We start from the raw sequence: 16437 nt of genomic DNA, 5'->3' as shown, positions 1-16437 counted from the left end.
CAAGTTTTTCTTGTTTCAGGTTTCAAGTTTGTTAGATTCGATTCTTACCAGAACCTGAAACTTGAAACCTGAAACTTAAACCCTTTTAAAGTCTTTGACTCATATTTTTAACCATCATTTCTTTCCATGGTCTAAAATCGCCTGCTAAGATATGTTTTCTAGCTTCACGAACCAACCACATATAGAAACCAAGATTATGAATAGTAGCAATTTGTTTTCCTAAATATTCGTTGGCAGCAAACAAGTGGCGTAAATAGGCTTTTGTATATTCTGTATCAACAAAAGTGTGTCCCATTTCATCGATTGGAGAGAAATCGGCTTCCCACTTTTTGTTCTTGATATTGATAGTTCCGTTTGCTGTAAACAACATACCGTTTCTAGCATTACGAGTTGGCATAACACAGTCAAACATATCAATTCCTAACGCGATATTTTCTAAAATATTAATTGGAGTTCCAACCCCCATTAAATAACGAGGTTTATCTTCAGGAAGAATCTCACAAACCACTTCGGTCATCGCATACATTTCTTCAGCTGGTTCACCAACAGAAAGTCCTCCAATTGCATTTCCTTGCTGACCAGCGTTTGCAATATATTCAGCCGACTGACGGCGCAAATCTTTGTAGGTACTTCCTTGAACTATTGGAAAAAACGTTTGTTCGTATCCGTATTTATAAGGTACTTTTTCTAAATGATTGATACATCTGTCTAACCAACGATGTGTCATATGCATAGAACGCTGTGCATAACGGTAATCGCAAGGATAAGGCGTACACTCATCAAATGCCATAATAATATCGGCACCAATTGTACGCTGAATTTCCATTACATTTTCTGGTGTAAAAAAGTGGTAAGAACCGTCAATATGCGATTTAAACTTCACTCCTTCTTCTTTAATTTTTCTATTTGAAGAAAGAGAATACACTTGATATCCTCCAGAATCAGTCAAAATATTACGATCCCAGTTCATGAATTTATGCAATCCACCTGCTTTTTCTAAAATCTCAGTCTGTGGGCGTAAATATAAATGGTATGTATTTCCAAGAATAATATCCGGATTTATTTCTTCTTTCAATTCGCGCTGATGCACTCCTTTTACAGAAGCAACCGTTCCAACGGGCATAAAAATAGGCGTTTCAATTACGCCGTGATCAGTAGTAATACTTCCCGCTCTTGCTTTAGACTGCGGATCTTTTTGTAATAAATCGAACTTCATTTCTTTCTTTTTTCAGTCGGCAAAGATAAGCTAATTTCAGGGAAATTTTATTAATTAGAAAAATTGTGAATTATAAAATTGAGTTAATTCAAAAACAATACAAAACCTAAACTTGAGATTTTTTTAAATTTGAATAAAATCTACTATAAATGAAATATTGCACTGTCAGACTGAGCGAAGTTGGAGTACACACACAGCATATTCACAATAATAAAAATTCAAATGAACTTAGCACAAAAACTCGGATATCCTAAAAACGCCAAATTATTAATCATTCATGCCGATGATGCCGGACTGTCTCATTCAGAAAATCAGGCAACGATAAAAGCACTTCAAAACGGATCTGTAAACTCTTATAGTATCATGGTGCCATGTCCATGGTTTTTTGAAATAGCAACTTTCGCAAAAAACAATCCAAATTATGACTGCGGAATTCACTTGACTCTTACTTGCGAATGGGAGAATTATAAGTTTGGTCCAGTTCTTCCCATTTCCGAAGTTTCAAGTCTAGTAGATCAAAATGGCTATTTTTATAAAACCAGACAAAATTTCAAAAACAACGCAAAACCTTCAGAAATCAAAAAAGAACTTATCGCCCAAATAGAAAAAGCTTTGCAATTTGGCATTCAGCCGACGCATCTCGACTCGCATATGTGCAGTGTTGGGGTTACTCCTGAAATTTTAGAAATCTATAAAGAGCTAGGAAAATCATACAACTTACCTGTTTTTATTAACAAAAGCTTTGTAGAATCTATTTCTTTATCTAATGAAAAATATAATTTTGATGATACACTTTTGGCTGACAACCTTTTAATTGGATACTATACTGATTTTGAAAAAGGAGAACTTAAAGAATCGTATGAAAGAGCTTTAGATAGTATAGTTTCTGGATTTAATGTTTTCCTGCTTCATCCTGCCTTTGACGATTTTGAAATGCAAGGCATCACAATAAATCATCCTAATTTTGGCTCAGAATGGCGTCAAATAGACTTCGATTTTTTTACAAGTGACAAATGTGAAGCAAAACTAAAAGAAAATAACATTCAGTTAATTACTTGGAAACAAATTAGGCAATTAGAGAATTTGTCAAATAGAGAATAAGATTTTTTTTGCGAAAACATTATAACATACTGATTTTAAAAACATAAGCATTGAAAGCATAGATTTCATAACTTTATAGTAGATAAAGTATCTGTTTAATAATATTAAATATTGGCAATATGATAAATTCAGAAGATAAAAATACAGCAAAAGAAAATGAGATAGAAAGAAATCTGGAAAATTTAAATTATCCAGCAAGTGAAGATATTTACAATCGTGAAGATAAGTTAGACAATATCGACCCAGAAAACATTTCTACTGACAAAACCATCATTCAAAATAGTAATGAGTGGGAACAAAACAGCGACAAAATTGGAAATGATTTAGACATTCCAGGTGCTGAGCTAGACGATGATCAAGAGGAAATAGGTTCGGAAGACGAAGAAAATAATTATTATAGTGAAGGTGATACTGAGTAAAATTGCTTATTTATGAAGATATAAAAAAAGCCCTCATTCTGAGGACTTTTTTTTTGTTTTTACCTATTCTTAATTTCATAAATATCGTATCCATTCACCTGATCAATTCTTTTGATTCTGTTAGATTTTATTAGATTTTGAATTTCAGATTCAGGAGGGCTCGTTGAGTTCAATTTCAGTTTTTTACTCACTCTAGAAACTATATAACTTGACTTATCTAATTCGGTGTCAAGAAGTAAAATCTTTTTATTGGTAGTAAATTTGTTATCTGTAAATTTATCGAAAGAATTTATTGTCTCAAGAGACTTTCCCGTCACATAAACTTGATTAGCTTCTAAATTATTTAGCTTTTTATACAACAGACATACATTATTATCATTTGAAGGTATATATAAAACATACAAAAACAATGTACTAATCGAAATAACTATATTTATTTTTTGAAAATGTTTTTTAATAATTGCAAAACCTGAAAGAGTATTGAGAGATGATCCTAAAATCAAAATAAAAAAAGGAGCAATGTAAAGGTATAGCCTATCTGAGAAAGGATACATTTGAAAAACATTCAATATTAAATGCACTAAAACAACGCAAAAAAGCAACAAAATTTCTTCTTTAAATAATGATTGCTTTCTATAGAAAATAAAAAAAGGAACTATAAGAAGCATCATAAAAACTCCCCAAATTTCAAAAGCATTAAAGATAGAAGTCCACAAACCGTGAATAGTAAAAACCAAATATTTAAAAATTGAACTATTAAGCGGTATAAATGTATCACTCCAATATTGAACCATATAAGACTTTAATTCTGCCGCTCCTTTTTGCTTCATAAACCATAAAAAATAAACAACATATGGAATAGGGACAAGAATCGTAAGTATATTATTTTTTATAAATTTCAAAAACAAGCTAAAATTATTGAATGAATTCGATTTGAATAAATTATAAATCAAATACCCACAGCAAGCAAACAAACCAATATTTGACATCAAACTCCAAATCAAAAAGAAAACCCAATTGTACTTCTTAAATTTCTCTGATTGAAAACATACCAATAAACAGATACTTCCCGTTAAGTCAATAGTATATTGTTTTACCGTCAATGAATTATTAACAATAAACGGATTGAAAATCAACACAATAAATAACAATAAAAATATTGGATTAAACTTATTTCTTTTTATAAAGACATAAAACAAAACTAAACCACTTATTGAAAAGATAAAACTTAAGATTTTAATATTTATCCAAAAACTAAATGGAAAAGTCTGAACAATAAACCTTTGAATCCATAAATATAAAGGTGGCGCCGATTGAAACGAATCTAATGGATAGAGTAATTCTACAAAACCCGAGTTCTTAATATTGTTTCCCAATGAAATTTCATCACCATTAAAAACAGGAAAAACAAATTGAATTACAAATCTTAGTATTATACCTGAAATTAAAAGAAACAAACAAACCTTTTTCATCTAATTGCGTATTTAAGAATACAATAAATAGCTCTAAAGCCATCTTTCCAACTTATTTTTTTTCCTTCTTCAAATGTTCTTCCGTAGTAACTAATTCCAACCTCATAAATCCTGATACCACTAATTTTAGAAATTTTTGCAGTAACCTCAGGTTCAAAACCAAATCTTTTTTCACAAAGTTTTACATTTTGAATAATCTCAGTTTTAAACATTTTATAACAGGTTTCCATATCAGTAAGGTTAAGATTAGTAAACATATTACTCAAAAATGTCAAAAACTTGTTCCCTATACTATGCCAAAAAAACAATATTCTATGAGGCTTACCTCCCATAAATCTGCTTCCATATACTACATCCGCATATCCCTCTACAATCGGTCTAAGCAATATATTATATTCAGCAGGATCGTATTCTAAATCGGCATCTTGAATTATTAATATATCTCCTGTTGCCTTACTTATTCCAGAATGAAGAGCAGCTCCTTTTCCTTTATTTATAGAATGCGTTAAAATTACAATATCTAATTCACTATTGGCTGCTTTATATTCATTAAATGCTTTTAAAGAATTATCTGAAGAACAATCATCTACAATTATAATCTCTTTTTCAATATTTTCTATTAATTCAACTTTTTTAATTTTGTCTAATATAAAATTTATGGTTTTTTCTTCATTATAAGCAGGTATAATGATTGATAGTTTTTGGCTCATTTTAGTTCCTATATGGTATTTGTTATTTTAGATTTTCTATTTAAAAATCATTGTCAGTAAAATTTTTCCCTGTTAAATAAAAGATTTTCGTTTTAAAAAATTTGGGCAAATATAATTGTTTTAGGATATGCCTCAGATCCTTTTTTAAGATTTATTACGCTAACAACAGATATATCAAAAATCAATAAATCCTAAGAAATTCCCTAGAAAGTTTTTCTTTATTTAACTGCATTAAATTGCTTCATCAAGCAAAACCTTTTTATTAAATGTAAAAAACACACTTTAAAAGAACAAAAAACAAAAACATGCGTTATATTTTTTTTCAAAACATAAAAAAAACAGCAAAATTTAACAATTGCAATAAAACTAAAGCAAAAAATCATTTGTCTCCCCGCAAAATAACGATTACTTTTGCTCCAGTTTAACTTTTACATATAAAATGAAGCCTAACACACAACAATTAAGCGATTTAACGATCCAAGTAAGAAGAGATATTCTTAGAATGGTACATGCTGTAAACTCTGGACACCCAGGTGGTTCATTAGGTTGTACTGAATTTTTGGTAACATTATATCAGAATATAATGGACCGTAAAGAAGGTTTTGATATGGACGGAATTGGAGAAGATTTGTTCTTCCTTTCGAACGGACACATCTCACCTGTCTTTTATAGCGTTCTAGCACGTAGTGGTTACTTTCCAGTTTCAGAATTAGCTACATTCAGATTATTAGATTCTCGTTTACAAGGACACCCAACAACTCACGAAGGTTTACCTGGAGTTCGCATTGCGTCTGGTTCATTAGGACAAGGTTTATCTGTAGCTTTGGGGGCTGCTCAAGCTAAAAAATTAAACAAAGACAATCATATTGTATATAGTCTACACGGAGACGGAGAACTACAAGAAGGTCAAAACTGGGAAGCTATCATGTATGCTTCTGCTAAAAAAGTAGACAACATCATTGCAACAATTGACCTTAACGGTAAACAAATTGACGGAACAACTGATGAAGTTTTACCAATGGGAAGTCTTCGCGCTAAATTTGAAGCTTTTGACTGGGATGTTTTAGAAATTAAAGAAGGAAACAGCATTGACGCTATCATCGCCGGTTTAACTGATGCTAAATCAAGAACAGGAAAAGGAAAACCAGTTTGCATTTTATTACATACAGAAATGGGTAACGGTGTAGATTTCATGATGCACACTCATGCATGGCATGGTAAAGCACCAAACAACGATCAGTTGGCTAGTGCTTTAGCTCAAAACGTTTCAACTTTAGCAGATTATTAAAAAGCTTTAAGCAGTAAGCATTAAGCTTTAAGCCTATTGCCTACAGCCTATTGCGTATAGCAAAAAACAAAATGAAAAAATACGAAAATACAGGAAGTAAAGACACTCGTTCTGGTTTTGGAGCGGGAATGACTGAACTAGGTCAAAAAAACGAAAATGTTGTTGCATTATGCGCCGACTTAATTGGATCATTAAAATTTGATGATTTCAAGAAAAATCACCCAGAGCGTTTTTTCCAAATCGGAATTGCTGAAGCAAACATGATTGGAATTGCGGCAGGTTTAACAATTGGAGGAAAAATTCCTTTTACTGGAACTTTCGCTAACTTCTCTACAGGAAGAGTTTACGATCAAATCCGTCAATCTGTTGCTTATTCAGATAAAAACGTAAAAATCTGTGCTTCTCACGCTGGTTTAACTTTAGGAGAAGACGGTGCAACTCACCAAATCCTAGAAGATATAGGATTAATGAAAATGTTGCCAGGAATGACTGTAATCAATACTTGCGATTACAACCAGACTAAAGCTGCAACTATCGCATTAGCAGATCACCATGGTCCTGCTTACTTACGTTTTGGACGTCCAGTGGTAGCAAACTTTACTCCTGCTGACGAACCTTTCGTAATTGGAAAAGCAATTTTATTAAACGAAGGAACAGATGTTACTATCATTGCAACAGGACACTTAGTTTGGGAAGCTCTTATCGCTGCTGAAAAACTGGAAGCAAAAGGAATTTCTGCTGAAGTAATCAACATCCACACTATCAAACCTCTTGATGAAGAAGCTATTCTTAAATCGGTTGCTAAAACAAGATGTGTAGTTACTGCAGAAGAGCACAACTACCTTGGAGGCCTTGGAGAGAGTGTTTCAGGAGTATTAGCTTTAAACAATCCAACTCCACAAGAATTTGTAGCTGTTAAAGACAGTTTCGGAGAATCTGGAACTCCTGAACAATTAATGGAAAAATACAAATTAAACAACCAAGCGATTGTTGAAGCTGTAGAAAGAGTAATTAAAAGAAAGTAATCTTTAAACTTTCTTACTTTATAGAAAAACCTCGAAATTTAGATTTCGAGGTTTTTTTATTGACCCTGTTTTTTTTTGAAAACTGAAAGATCAAAAATCTGGATTTTCGCATAAAAAAAGCCCCGAAAATTACATTTCGAGGCTTTCATTTTTCTGTTTTATTTATTTATTTCTTTTGATAAGGATACGTTTTATCCAAATGAATTCTTAATCGTCCAGATGCTGTATAATCTTCCGGAACAAAACTTCTAGGATTATCTATTGATTCAGCCGCATTTTCATCTTTAAGTTTACCCGTAGGCCTTCTAGGAATTCCTCTTGGCTCTGTTTCATCAACATTTGGCGTAGTAGCATCATCCGTCAATGGATCCCAAGGATAATAGTTTCTTATTCCAAAATAGAAAGCATTTCCATCTAGTGTTCCCCAACCCACCTGATCGCTAGGCTTTGTAATTTCAAATCGAGTTGTATAACCATCTCCATCATCATCTTGATCCAAAAAGTCAGGAATTCCATCTTTATCGCTGTCGTCAGGGTTTGCTGGAGGGTTTGGGTACAAAGTTGTATTTCTGTAATCACGCACATAACCATCCCCATTTAGATCTTCCTGATAATCAAAAACACCATCAGGATTCAATATTAATTCACCAACACTGCTATATCCATTATTTTCATGATCCATTCTTCTAATATCATATAATTTGATCGTAAAAACTAATGGAGAATAAGCTGGAATTGAGCTCGATCCACCAGCATAATATCCTAAACCTGAAGGAATAAATAAAACTCCAGCTCCAAAATCCTGATAATTGGCAGTTCCATCAGCATTATAAGTAGTGGTTCCTGTTTTAAATTGAGGAAAAGCTTCACTCCAGCCCATAATAGTTGTAAATAAATCCAAACTTACTTTCGGATACACTACTTGTTCAAAAAATGTAGTTGTTACATATGACGGATCCTTAACTGTTGCATCAACACGTTTCATATATTCTCCTTTATAAGCCGTCACAACTCCATCAGTATTCATTGGAGCAGAACCTACACCCTCTCTTAAAACCAAATAATACATCTTATAAGTTATTCCATGTACATACGGAATTTCTCTTAAAAGTAGTTTTGGAAAGGTTGGACTATTCAAGTACGACATTATAGAAGGCTGCGTCGCTGGATCTGTTATTTTAGTAAAAGTAACATCCATATTTGCAGAAACTGTGATGTAGTAGGTCTTTAAATATTCTTCAATATCTGCATTATCAGTATTAAATTGTTCTTGATAATCCCTTAAAGGAACAATCACCGGATCATCCTCATCTTTTTTATTACAAGAAACGATGGCAAGACCAGCAAGCAATAAAACAAAATAATATTTAAATTTATTCATTATTATCATTTTTTTAGGTGCGCAAGATACAATATTGATTTATTTTTGTAAAGAAATTAACTTGGATTTTAGAAAAATTATGAGAATAGATAAATACTTGTGGTGCGTTCGTTATTACAAGACCAGAAACATGGTTACTGAAGCTTGCAAAAAGAATCAGATCACTGTAAATGGACAGATTGCAAAACCTTCAAAAGAAGTTTTTCCTACAGACCGAATTACTTTTAGAAAAGATCAAATTACACAAATTATAACGGTTTTAGATATTCCGCAAAATCGTGTTGGAGCAAAATTGGTTGATATTTACCGAAAAAATGAAACTCCGCCAGAAGCTTATGCACATTTAGAGTTATTAAAACTTTCCAAAGAACATTACAGAAGAAGTGGCACCGGGCGTCCGACTAAAAAAGACAGAAGAGACATTGATGATTATGGAGACGAAATTTATGATGAGGATGACGAAGAAAATGAAACCGAACAAATCTAAATTTTATTAAATCCCAAATTTCAAAAAACAATCAAATTCCAAACAGAAAAACAAAACAAACTTCCCTTAAAAATTTGAAATTTGGATTTTCTATATTGGATTTTAAATTAATTATCTTAGCAAAAAAAAATACATTATGAGCAGCAATATTATACTAACACATCAGGAAATCGAACATAAAATAAAACGTATCGCTTATCAAATTTACGAGACTTTTGTAGACGAAGATGAAGTTGTTATTGCCGGAATTGCTTCTAACGGATTTGTTTTTGCCGAAAAAGTTGCTTCGGCACTCAGCAGTATTTCTACCTTAAAGGTTTCCATCTGCGAAGTCAAAATAAACAAACAAAATCCGCAAGAAGCGATACAAACTTCATTAAGCCCTGACGAATATAAAAACAAAGGTCTTGTTCTAGTTGATGACGTCTTAAACTCAGGCACTACATTAATATATGCTGTTCGTCATTTCTTAGACGTTCCGCTTAAAAAATTTAAAACAGCAGTACTTGTTGACCGAAATCATAAAAAATATCCTGTAAAGGCAGATTTCAAAGGAATTTCACTTTCAACTTCTTTATTAGAGCATGTTCAAGTAGTTTTCAATTCAGAAAACGGCGACTATGCTTTTTTAAGCTAATATTTCTAAAATATCCTGAACCGTTTCTTCGACAGATTTATCATCTACCGAAACTTTATGTTTTGCTTGATTGTAATAATAACTTCTGTCGAATAAATGTTTCGCGATAAACTCTTTCATTTCCTCTTCATTCATATTAGCAATCAAAGGGCGTTTGCTTTTATTATGTACCAATCTATTATATAAAGTATCAATTGATGCTTTTAAATATATAGATACAACGTCATCTCCTTTTAATAATTCATGATTATTGGCATAACACGGAGTTCCTCCTCCTAATCCTATAATGTTATTTTCGGAAGACTGCAGCAATTCGACAAACATTTCGTGCTCTAATTTTCGAAAATACACTTCTCCGTGCTTCTCAAAAATCTCATTTATGGATAAATTTGCTCTTTCTTCGATACATTTATCCAAATCTAAGAACGGAATATTTGTAATTTTTGACAAATTTTGGGCAATTGTTGACTTTCCGCAACCCATGTAACCTAACAGTACAATTTTTTTCATATTAATAAAACCTTATAAACTAAGCAATTGGAGATTTTTCCAAAAAAAAGACAAATTTATGATAAAATAGCTTGGAAACTTCAAAAAAAACTCCTTATATTTGCACCCGCATTCAAGAAATTAAATGACTCGATAGCTCAGTCGGTAGAGCACATCACTTTTAATGATGGGGTCCTGGGTTCGAGCCCCAGTCGGGTCACAAATTTTGTGATTAACAAATTAAATTTCTTGAAAGCAATGACTCGATAGCTCAGTCGGTAGAGCACATCACTTTTAATGATGGGGTCCTGGGTTCGAGCCCCAGTCGGGTCACAAAGGTCGGGTAATTTATTTTACTCGACCTTTTTCTTTTTAGGCCATGTGGAGAAACGGTAGACTCGCCATCTTGAGGGGGTGGTGCTCGCAAGGGCGTGAGGGTTCAAATCCCTCCATGGTCACTATAAAATTTAAAAAGCCTGCAGTCTATTTTATTTTGCAGGCTTTTTTATGAATCGAAAATCCTTTCATAATTTTTTAATTTTCACAAAGCTACTGTTTACAGGTAATTTTGGTTCGAATCCCATCAAGGATTTTTTTTCGCATAGATTTATGTAGTTGATATCATTTTAGATTTCTCTCTTTTTTTAAGTTCAAAGTCATGATTAACGTTCTGGTACTACAGCGGGTTTGGCACTAAATTAAGCCCATTCTTCAGAGCTACCAAATACAAAACCATTTTTTTCATTAAGCCAATTACCCAAATCTGTTGTGTCTGTTATGGGCAGTTAATTATTCTCAGTATCGATTTTTAGTTTTATTTGTTCGACAGAATATTTATAGTTTCCGTTTAGTTTTTCGTTTAGTTTTGTAATTTTATTTTCTAACTCAACATAAAAACTCAATGGCTGACTTCCCTTTGGAATAGCATTGACGAGATGTATATTGCCGAGTAAATATTCCTCATTTTCAATGTCGTTTATTTCCATAAAGATTTTACAATACAAAAAATAACCGTTCAAATTTGGATTCCTTATTCCAAGAAATGGATCGGCTAAATTTACAAGAATTTCTTCTTTCCAATTCCATACTTCAGATGTTAATCTTTCGCAATCTTTTTTAGATAAATTATTTATGTGAGAAACTATTATTGGATTATGTCCGTAATACCAAGAATCACCTTCAGTGCCTGATGCATTACCTTCAATATATATATACAAAGCCTTTATTCGATCCTCTATTTTTGATATTTCATTCATGTTTTCCTTGCTTTACCATTTTTATCTAATTGCCCATAACTAGCATATACTACTGATAACATCAGATTTATTACCGCAAAATTGGGTAGATATGCCTGACAAAGGTTAGGGTTTATTTGTTATCAAATATATAATAATAAACTTATAAATAATCAAATAAACTTTTAATTCGTTGATGCTTTTGGTACTAACATGGATATGAAATTCAGTAGACTTAATGCTTTATTGAATAAACACAGTGATGATTAATCAATAGTAATATTAAAGTCGAGTCAAAAAACTAAACATCATTTAAAATTCTCAAATCTTCTAGAAGATAGTTCGAATTCTGCCCCGCCAAGGTCACTTTAAAATTCAAAAAGTCTAGTAATTAAAATAGGCTTTTTTTATCTCGCTTCCTTCTTACTGAATTAATTTCTATTAAAGTTTGATTCAAAATTTTAAATAATCATAAACGCTTTAATAGATTATTTCTCTATAATACACATCTGGATTTTCTTTTCTATTGCTTTTTTTAACCACCCAATTGCCATGCTTATCCCTTTTATATAAATAATTAGCTTCATCCAAACCATTAGACTTACTTGAAGCAATTCTTTCTACATCTGTATTCTTTAAGCTATCTATATTATATTGTTTATTGAAGTATTCTTTTCGCCATATAGTCACTTTATTATTGCTACTATAATTAGAAACTTCCAGAATACGATTTTCATTAATGACTACTGTTCCACCTTTTTGAATCTCTTTCCAAGTACTGTTAGTTACTTTTTTTACAACATTCCCCATTTCATCATATTTCTTAAGACAACCAAAGTAAACTGTATCCGATTTAACTTTCCTTAAATCATCAACCAATCTATTATCAACCTTATCTTTAAAATAAATAAACTTTTGCACAAATTTTTCCCCAAGAAAGTTTTCACTTGAATTTATTACTAATTGATTATTTTTAAACTTATAAATATGACAATTGGCATCTACTTTTATAGAATCAGATCCAACAATTTGATAACAAGTTTCATTAATCCCTTTCGGATTACCATACAAAGTATCCCCTTGAAAAATCAACATTTTGGGTTCATTATAAACTTTCCCAACAATTAATGAATCTAAAGAATTATCAAATTTTTCAAGCGCAACATATATTTCTTTTTTTGAGTTTTGACAACTAACCAAACTTACTGCAAAAATTAGAAGCATTAAGATTCTATTCATTCGAGGACTAATATTATAAAATTCACATTACTTGCATAACCTTCAATTCTTCTCTATTTCGAAAAGAAAAAGGACACAATTTATATAGCTAATATAAAACTATTTTTGAGGTAAAATAATTTCCTTCCGCACAATCAGTGAGTTTAAAAAATATCCCGCAAATTAAATAACCCCAAATCTTTCTAAAACATTTCTTTTTCGTTATTGAAGTCTTTACAAAATATAAAAACATATTTCACTACAAAACAAGCACTTAAAACAATAATTAAATTTTATTCAAAAATTCATTAAAAAAAGACTTGTTAAGCTAAATAAAGTCCTTATATTTGCACCCTCATTGAAGAAATGAAGACTCGATAGCTCAGTCGGTAGAGCACATCACTTTTAATGATGGGGTCCTGGGTTCGAGCCCCAGTCGGGTCACAAAAGGTCAAGTAATTATTTTACTTGGCCTTTTTTATTTTTACAAAATATTCAAATCTCAAAAACAGGATTTTAGAAAACCTCCCATTAATTTTTTCTTACTATTTCTTTATTTAGATAAAGAAATCCTCTTACAAAATAAAAACTTTCTTAAATTCGTTGACGAATAACAAAATCACTAATCCCAAATTAGTTTTATGAAAAACCTACTATTAGCATCATTTATGATGATTACATGCTCTATCTGGGCACAATCTGCAACTGGCTATTTTGACAAAGCCATGAAAAAAGCTGAAGCTGGCAACACAAAAGGCGCAATCGCCGACTACACCAAAGCTATCAGCATGAATTCTAAATTTGTCGAAGCATATCAGAATCGTGGTGTCGCAAAATTCAAACTAAACGATTTAAAAGGCGCTCAAGCAGACTTTAGCAAAACAATCGAATTGGACAGCATGAATGCGGATGCTTTTACAGGCAGAGCAAATGTTAATTACAAACTGCAAAACTATCAGGGAACAATTGACGACTGTACAGCCTCTCTAGGTTTAAATCCGAAAGATTATATCGCTTATAATTTAAGAGGATTAGCTTATAACAAAATCGGCGATAAGAAAAATTCTTGCAAAGATTTCACAAAAGCAATTGAACTTGGAAGCCAGAGCGCTATAAAAAACAAAGCTACTTTCTGCAAGTAACAAGACTTAAAAAACTTAAAACGGTCTGCATATTAAAATATGCAGACCGTTCTTTTTTATTAAAGTAATATATTTCTTAAAAATTATATACCTGATTTTAGGTAAAAAATATACTTTAAATACGTAAACCTCTAATCCTCTATCTTTTTAATGTAGTTTTAAGGTCCAATCTAAGATTTTATTTTACATTTGTTGACTTAATCGCAAAAAATGATAAACAATATAAAAACTGTTTTCAGCATTAAAGATCTTGAGAACTTATCTGGAATAAAAGCGCATACCATACGCATCTGGGAAAAGAGATACAACATCCTTGAACCTATGCGAACTGATACTAATATCAGATTTTACAATCTTCACAATTTGCAGAAACTTTTAAACATTACGTTACTGCACGAATACGGTTATAAGATTTCCAAAATTGCAACATATCCTGAAGAAAAGATACCACAATTGGTACGCGAAATAATTTCGAAGAAAAACTCTCAAAACTATGCCATTACATCTTTTAAAATGGCAATGATGAACTTTGATCAAGAGCTATTCTTCAACACATTCGATTGGCTTATTACAGAAAAAACATTTAAAGAAGTTTTTAAAGAACATTTTTTACCTCTTTTAAAAGAGCTGGGATTATTATGGCAATCTGAAACCATCACTCCTGCCAATGAGCATTTCATGAGTCATTTGATTAAGCAGAAAATATTGATTTACACAGAAAGTCTTCAAATTAGAAAACCCATAAAAACCGATCGAATTTTTGTTTTATCACTTCCGCTAAACGAAATTCATCAGATCGGATTATTATACCTGCAATACGAAATCCTTGATAAAGGTTACAAAACCATTTATCTAGGAGAAAGCATGCCAATTGAAAATCTCCAAGATTTAACCAAACACTTTGAGAATATTACGTTTATTTCGTTCATGACTGTTCAGCCTGATAGAAGCGTAATTAATCAATATGTTAAATCTATGGGACAGAAATTGCTGCAGGAAAACAACGAAATCTGGCTTATGGGCAAAATGGTGGAACATATCGACCAAAAAATCATTACAGACAGAATCCGCATTTTTGATTCTATGGAAGAGACTATTAACATGCTTTAATTTATTTTTGTTTAAGTTTTTCGTATATTTGTTAAACAAATGAGAAAGACGATTCAAATAATAGGTTCAGGCTTCTCTTCTTTAGCAGCCGCATGTTACCTTGCCCAACAAGGAAACGAGGTAACTGTTTACGAAAAAAACAATACAATTGGCGGACGTGCGAGACAGTTTAAAGCAGATGGCTTCACTTTTGACATGGGACCAAGCTGGTATTGGATGCCAGACGTTTTTGAACGCTTTTTTCAGGACTTCAATAAAAAACCTTCTGATTACTACGAACTGATAAAATTAAATCCAGCCTACAGGGTTTATTTCGGAATCGATGATTTTATCAGTATTTATGATAATTTAGAAGAAATAAAATACACTTTTGAAACCATAGAAAAAGGAAGCGGTATAAAACTGCAGAATTTTATTGACCAAGCTAAAAGCAACTATGACATTGCTATTAAGGATTTGGTTTACCGCCCAGGGGTTTCCCCTCTCGAATTAATCACTAAAGAAACTGCTTTAAAGCTAGATCAGTTTTTTAAAAATGTTAGTGCTGATATTCGAAAAAATTTTAAAAATGAAAGATTAGTTCAGATTCTTGAATTTCCGGTTTTATTTCTTGGAGCAAAACCGGACAAAACGCCTTCATTTTACAATTTTATGAATTATGCCGATTTCGGTCTCGGAACTTGGCATCCAAAAACAGGAATGTTTGATGTCATTCGAGGAATCGAAAAACTGGCTTTGGAACTTGGCGTAACCATTAAAACCAATTCGCCAATAGAAAAGATTCTTGTCGAAAATAAAATAGCAACTGGAATTGTGATTAACGGACAAACAATAAAAGCAGATGTTGTTTTAAGCGGAGCAGATTATCAGCATTCTGAGACTTTACTAGAAAACAAACACAGAATGTATTCTGAAAAATATTGGGAGAATAGAGTTTTTGCCCCTTCTTCTCTCCTATTTTTTATTGGTTTTGATAAAAAAATAGAGAACATTTCGCATCATGCTTTGTTCTTTGATGTCGATTTCAATCAGCATGCAGCAGCTATTTATGATCAACCCAAGTGGCCAGAATCTCCGTTGTTCTACGCCAACTTTCCTTCTAAAACAGATAAAACTGCAGCGCCAGACGGAATGGAATCTGGATTTTTCTTGATTCCGCTTGCTCCCGGAATTGAAGATACTGAAGAACTGAGAGAAGAGTATTTTGAAAAAATCATTTCTCGTTTTGAAGAACTTACCCAGCAAAAAATTAAAAATAACATTATCTTTAAGAGATCATTCTGTAAAAATGACTTTGTCGCCGATTACAATGCCTACAAAGGAAATGCTTACGGAATGGCCAATACTTTATTGCAAACGGCTTTTTTGAGACCAAAATTGAAAAGTAAAAAAGTCAGAAATCTATATTTTACAGGACAATTAACCGTTCCTGGTCCAGGTGTTCCGCCTGCTTTAATTTCAGGAAAACTAGCAGCTGAATTAATTCAAAAATCTTTTAGATCTTAAA

16 protein-coding genes and 4 tRNA genes are annotated in these 16437 nt (G+C 32.0%); 13 read left to right on the top strand and 7 right to left on the bottom strand.

The window, feature by feature from the left end; all coding sequences use genetic code 11:
- Positions 1–85: 85 nt before the first annotated feature.
- Positions 86–1216: a tRNA guanosine(34) transglycosylase Tgt gene (gene tgt / locus DM397_RS23640; RefSeq protein ID WP_109190358.1), complete on the bottom strand. Its 1131-nt coding sequence runs from the start codon at positions 1214–1216 to the stop codon at positions 86–88.
- Positions 1217–1438: 222 nt separating this feature from the next.
- Here tgt and DM397_RS23635 point away from each other — a divergent pair, with 222 nt between their 5' ends.
- Both DM397_RS23635 and DM397_RS23630 read left to right on the top strand, forming a co-directional pair.
- Positions 1439–2317, top strand: coding sequence for a polysaccharide deacetylase family protein (locus DM397_RS23635; protein WP_111380250.1), 879 nt, complete (start codon positions 1439–1441; stop codon positions 2315–2317).
- A 119-nt stretch (positions 2318–2436) separates the two neighbouring features.
- Entirely contained in the window at positions 2437–2736 is a 300-nt protein-coding gene (locus tag DM397_RS23630) for a hypothetical protein (protein ID WP_111380248.1), read from the top strand.
- A 59-nt stretch (positions 2737–2795) separates the two neighbouring features.
- Here DM397_RS23630 and DM397_RS23850 read toward each other — a convergent pair whose 3' ends face one another.
- Positions 2796–3638, bottom strand: coding sequence for a hypothetical protein (locus tag DM397_RS23850; protein WP_142479107.1), 843 nt, complete (start codon positions 3636–3638; stop codon positions 2796–2798).
- Positions 3639–4204: 566 nt separating this feature from the next.
- Positions 4205–4918 carry a glycosyltransferase family 2 protein gene (locus DM397_RS23620; RefSeq protein WP_111380244.1) on the bottom strand — a complete coding sequence of 238 codons (714 nt, stop codon included), beginning with the start codon at positions 4916–4918 and terminating at the stop codon, positions 4205–4207.
- 439 nt (positions 4919–5357) lie between these two features.
- Between DM397_RS23620 and DM397_RS23615 the strand changes: the two genes are divergently transcribed.
- Both DM397_RS23615 and DM397_RS23610 read left to right on the top strand, forming a co-directional pair.
- Positions 5358–6206: a transketolase gene (locus DM397_RS23615; RefSeq protein WP_111380243.1), complete on the top strand. Its 849-nt coding sequence runs from the start codon at positions 5358–5360 to the stop codon at positions 6204–6206.
- 71 nt (positions 6207–6277) lie between these two features.
- On the top strand, positions 6278–7231 hold the full coding sequence (locus tag DM397_RS23610; protein ID WP_111380241.1) for a transketolase family protein: 954 nt from the start codon (positions 6278–6280) through the stop codon (positions 7229–7231).
- A 166-nt stretch (positions 7232–7397) separates the two neighbouring features.
- Here DM397_RS23610 and DM397_RS23605 read toward each other — a convergent pair whose 3' ends face one another.
- Positions 7398–8612: an FKBP-type peptidyl-prolyl cis-trans isomerase gene (locus DM397_RS23605; RefSeq protein WP_111380239.1), complete on the bottom strand. Its 1215-nt coding sequence runs from the start codon at positions 8610–8612 to the stop codon at positions 7398–7400.
- 79 nt (positions 8613–8691) lie between these two features.
- Between DM397_RS23605 and DM397_RS23600 the strand changes: the two genes are divergently transcribed.
- Together DM397_RS23600 and DM397_RS23595 are read left to right on the top strand one after the other, a co-directional pair.
- The gene (locus DM397_RS23600) at positions 8692–9099 is read left to right on the top strand and encodes an RNA-binding S4 domain-containing protein (RefSeq protein ID WP_111380237.1); all 408 of its coding nucleotides are present in this window, start codon (positions 8692–8694) and stop codon (positions 9097–9099) included.
- Between the two features lie 136 nt (positions 9100–9235).
- Positions 9236–9736: a phosphoribosyltransferase domain-containing protein gene (locus DM397_RS23595; protein ID WP_111380235.1), complete on the top strand. Its 501-nt coding sequence runs from the start codon at positions 9236–9238 to the stop codon at positions 9734–9736.
- Here DM397_RS23595 and DM397_RS23590 read toward each other — a convergent pair.
- The gene (locus tag DM397_RS23590) at positions 9728–10246 is read right to left on the bottom strand and encodes a shikimate kinase (RefSeq protein ID WP_111380233.1); all 519 of its coding nucleotides are present in this window, start codon (positions 10244–10246) and stop codon (positions 9728–9730) included. The genes DM397_RS23595 and DM397_RS23590 overlap by 9 nt on opposite strands.
- A 126-nt stretch (positions 10247–10372) precedes the next feature.
- Here DM397_RS23590 and DM397_RS23585 point away from each other — a divergent pair.
- From DM397_RS23585 to DM397_RS23575, 3 genes are all read left to right on the top strand, one after another.
- A tRNA-Lys gene (locus tag DM397_RS23585) sits at positions 10373–10445 on the top strand.
- Positions 10446–10485: 40 nt separating this feature from the next.
- Positions 10486–10558, top strand: a tRNA-Lys gene (locus tag DM397_RS23580).
- A 42-nt stretch (positions 10559–10600) separates the two neighbouring features.
- Positions 10601–10683, top strand: a tRNA-Leu gene (locus tag DM397_RS23575).
- A 327-nt stretch (positions 10684–11010) separates the two neighbouring features.
- On the opposite strand, the gene DM397_RS23570 is transcribed toward DM397_RS23575, so the two are convergent.
- A complete protein-coding gene (locus DM397_RS23570; RefSeq protein WP_111380231.1) occupies positions 11011–11481 on the bottom strand; it encodes a hypothetical protein in 471 nt (156 codons plus the stop codon).
- 459 nt (positions 11482–11940) lie between these two features.
- Positions 11941–12699, bottom strand: coding sequence for a hypothetical protein (locus DM397_RS23565; RefSeq protein WP_142479106.1), 759 nt, complete (start codon positions 12697–12699; stop codon positions 11941–11943).
- Between the two features lie 350 nt (positions 12700–13049).
- Here DM397_RS23565 and DM397_RS23560 point away from each other — a divergent pair.
- The 4 genes from DM397_RS23560 (at position 13050) to DM397_RS23545 (ending at position 16436) form a co-directional block, all read left to right on the top strand.
- A tRNA-Lys gene (locus tag DM397_RS23560) sits at positions 13050–13122 on the top strand.
- A 197-nt stretch (positions 13123–13319) separates the two neighbouring features.
- Entirely contained in the window at positions 13320–13820 is a 501-nt protein-coding gene (locus DM397_RS23555; RefSeq protein WP_239457910.1) for a tetratricopeptide repeat protein, read from the top strand.
- A 210-nt stretch (positions 13821–14030) separates the two neighbouring features.
- Complete coding sequence (locus tag DM397_RS23550; protein WP_111380227.1) at positions 14031–14930, top strand: MerR family transcriptional regulator; 900 nt, start codon at positions 14031–14033, stop codon at positions 14928–14930.
- Positions 14931–14969: 39 nt separating this feature from the next.
- Positions 14970–16436, top strand: a complete 1467-nt coding sequence (locus DM397_RS23545; protein WP_111380225.1) for a phytoene desaturase family protein — start codon at positions 14970–14972, stop codon at positions 16434–16436.
- Position 16437: the final 1 nt, after the last annotated feature.

It is taken from the genome of Flavobacterium nitrogenifigens, assembly GCF_003254565.1.
GTDB classification, from domain to species: Bacteria; Bacteroidota; Bacteroidia; order Flavobacteriales; family Flavobacteriaceae; genus Flavobacterium; species Flavobacterium nitrogenifigens.
Note: the sequence above shows the minus strand (reverse complement) of the source record. Positions and strands in the feature narration are given on the sequence as shown.

Bases quoted from the DNA above. Each gene is read 5' to 3' on its own strand.
- tgt (WP_109190358.1), bottom strand. From the start codon at position 1,216: ATGAAGTTCGATTTATTACAAAAAGATCCGCAGTCTAAAGCAAGAGCG.
- DM397_RS23635 (WP_111380250.1), top strand. From the start codon at position 1,439: ATGAACTTAGCACAAAAACTCGGATATCCTAAAAACGCCAAATTATTA.
- DM397_RS23630 (WP_111380248.1), top strand. From the start codon at position 2,437: ATGATAAATTCAGAAGATAAAAATACAGCAAAAGAAAATGAGATAGAA.
- DM397_RS23620 (WP_111380244.1), bottom strand. From the start codon at position 4,918: ATGAGCCAAAAACTATCAATCATTATACCTGCTTATAATGAAGAAAAA.
- DM397_RS23615 (WP_111380243.1), top strand. From the start codon at position 5,358: ATGAAGCCTAACACACAACAATTAAGCGATTTAACGATCCAAGTAAGA.
- DM397_RS23610 (WP_111380241.1), top strand. From the start codon at position 6,278: ATGAAAAAATACGAAAATACAGGAAGTAAAGACACTCGTTCTGGTTTT.
- DM397_RS23605 (WP_111380239.1), bottom strand. From the start codon at position 8,612: ATGAATAAATTTAAATATTATTTTGTTTTATTGCTTGCTGGTCTTGCC.
- DM397_RS23600 (WP_111380237.1), top strand. From the start codon at position 8,692: ATGAGAATAGATAAATACTTGTGGTGCGTTCGTTATTACAAGACCAGA.
- DM397_RS23595 (WP_111380235.1), top strand. From the start codon at position 9,236: ATGAGCAGCAATATTATACTAACACATCAGGAAATCGAACATAAAATA.
- DM397_RS23590 (WP_111380233.1), bottom strand. From the start codon at position 10,246: ATGAAAAAAATTGTACTGTTAGGTTACATGGGTTGCGGAAAGTCAACA.
- DM397_RS23570 (WP_111380231.1), bottom strand. From the start codon at position 11,481: ATGAATGAAATATCAAAAATAGAGGATCGAATAAAGGCTTTGTATATA.
- DM397_RS23565 (WP_142479106.1), bottom strand. From the start codon at position 12,699: ATGAATAGAATCTTAATGCTTCTAATTTTTGCAGTAAGTTTGGTTAGT.
- DM397_RS23555 (WP_239457910.1), top strand. From the start codon at position 13,320: ATGAAAAACCTACTATTAGCATCATTTATGATGATTACATGCTCTATC.
- DM397_RS23550 (WP_111380227.1), top strand. From the start codon at position 14,031: ATGATAAACAATATAAAAACTGTTTTCAGCATTAAAGATCTTGAGAAC.
- DM397_RS23545 (WP_111380225.1), top strand. From the start codon at position 14,970: ATGAGAAAGACGATTCAAATAATAGGTTCAGGCTTCTCTTCTTTAGCA.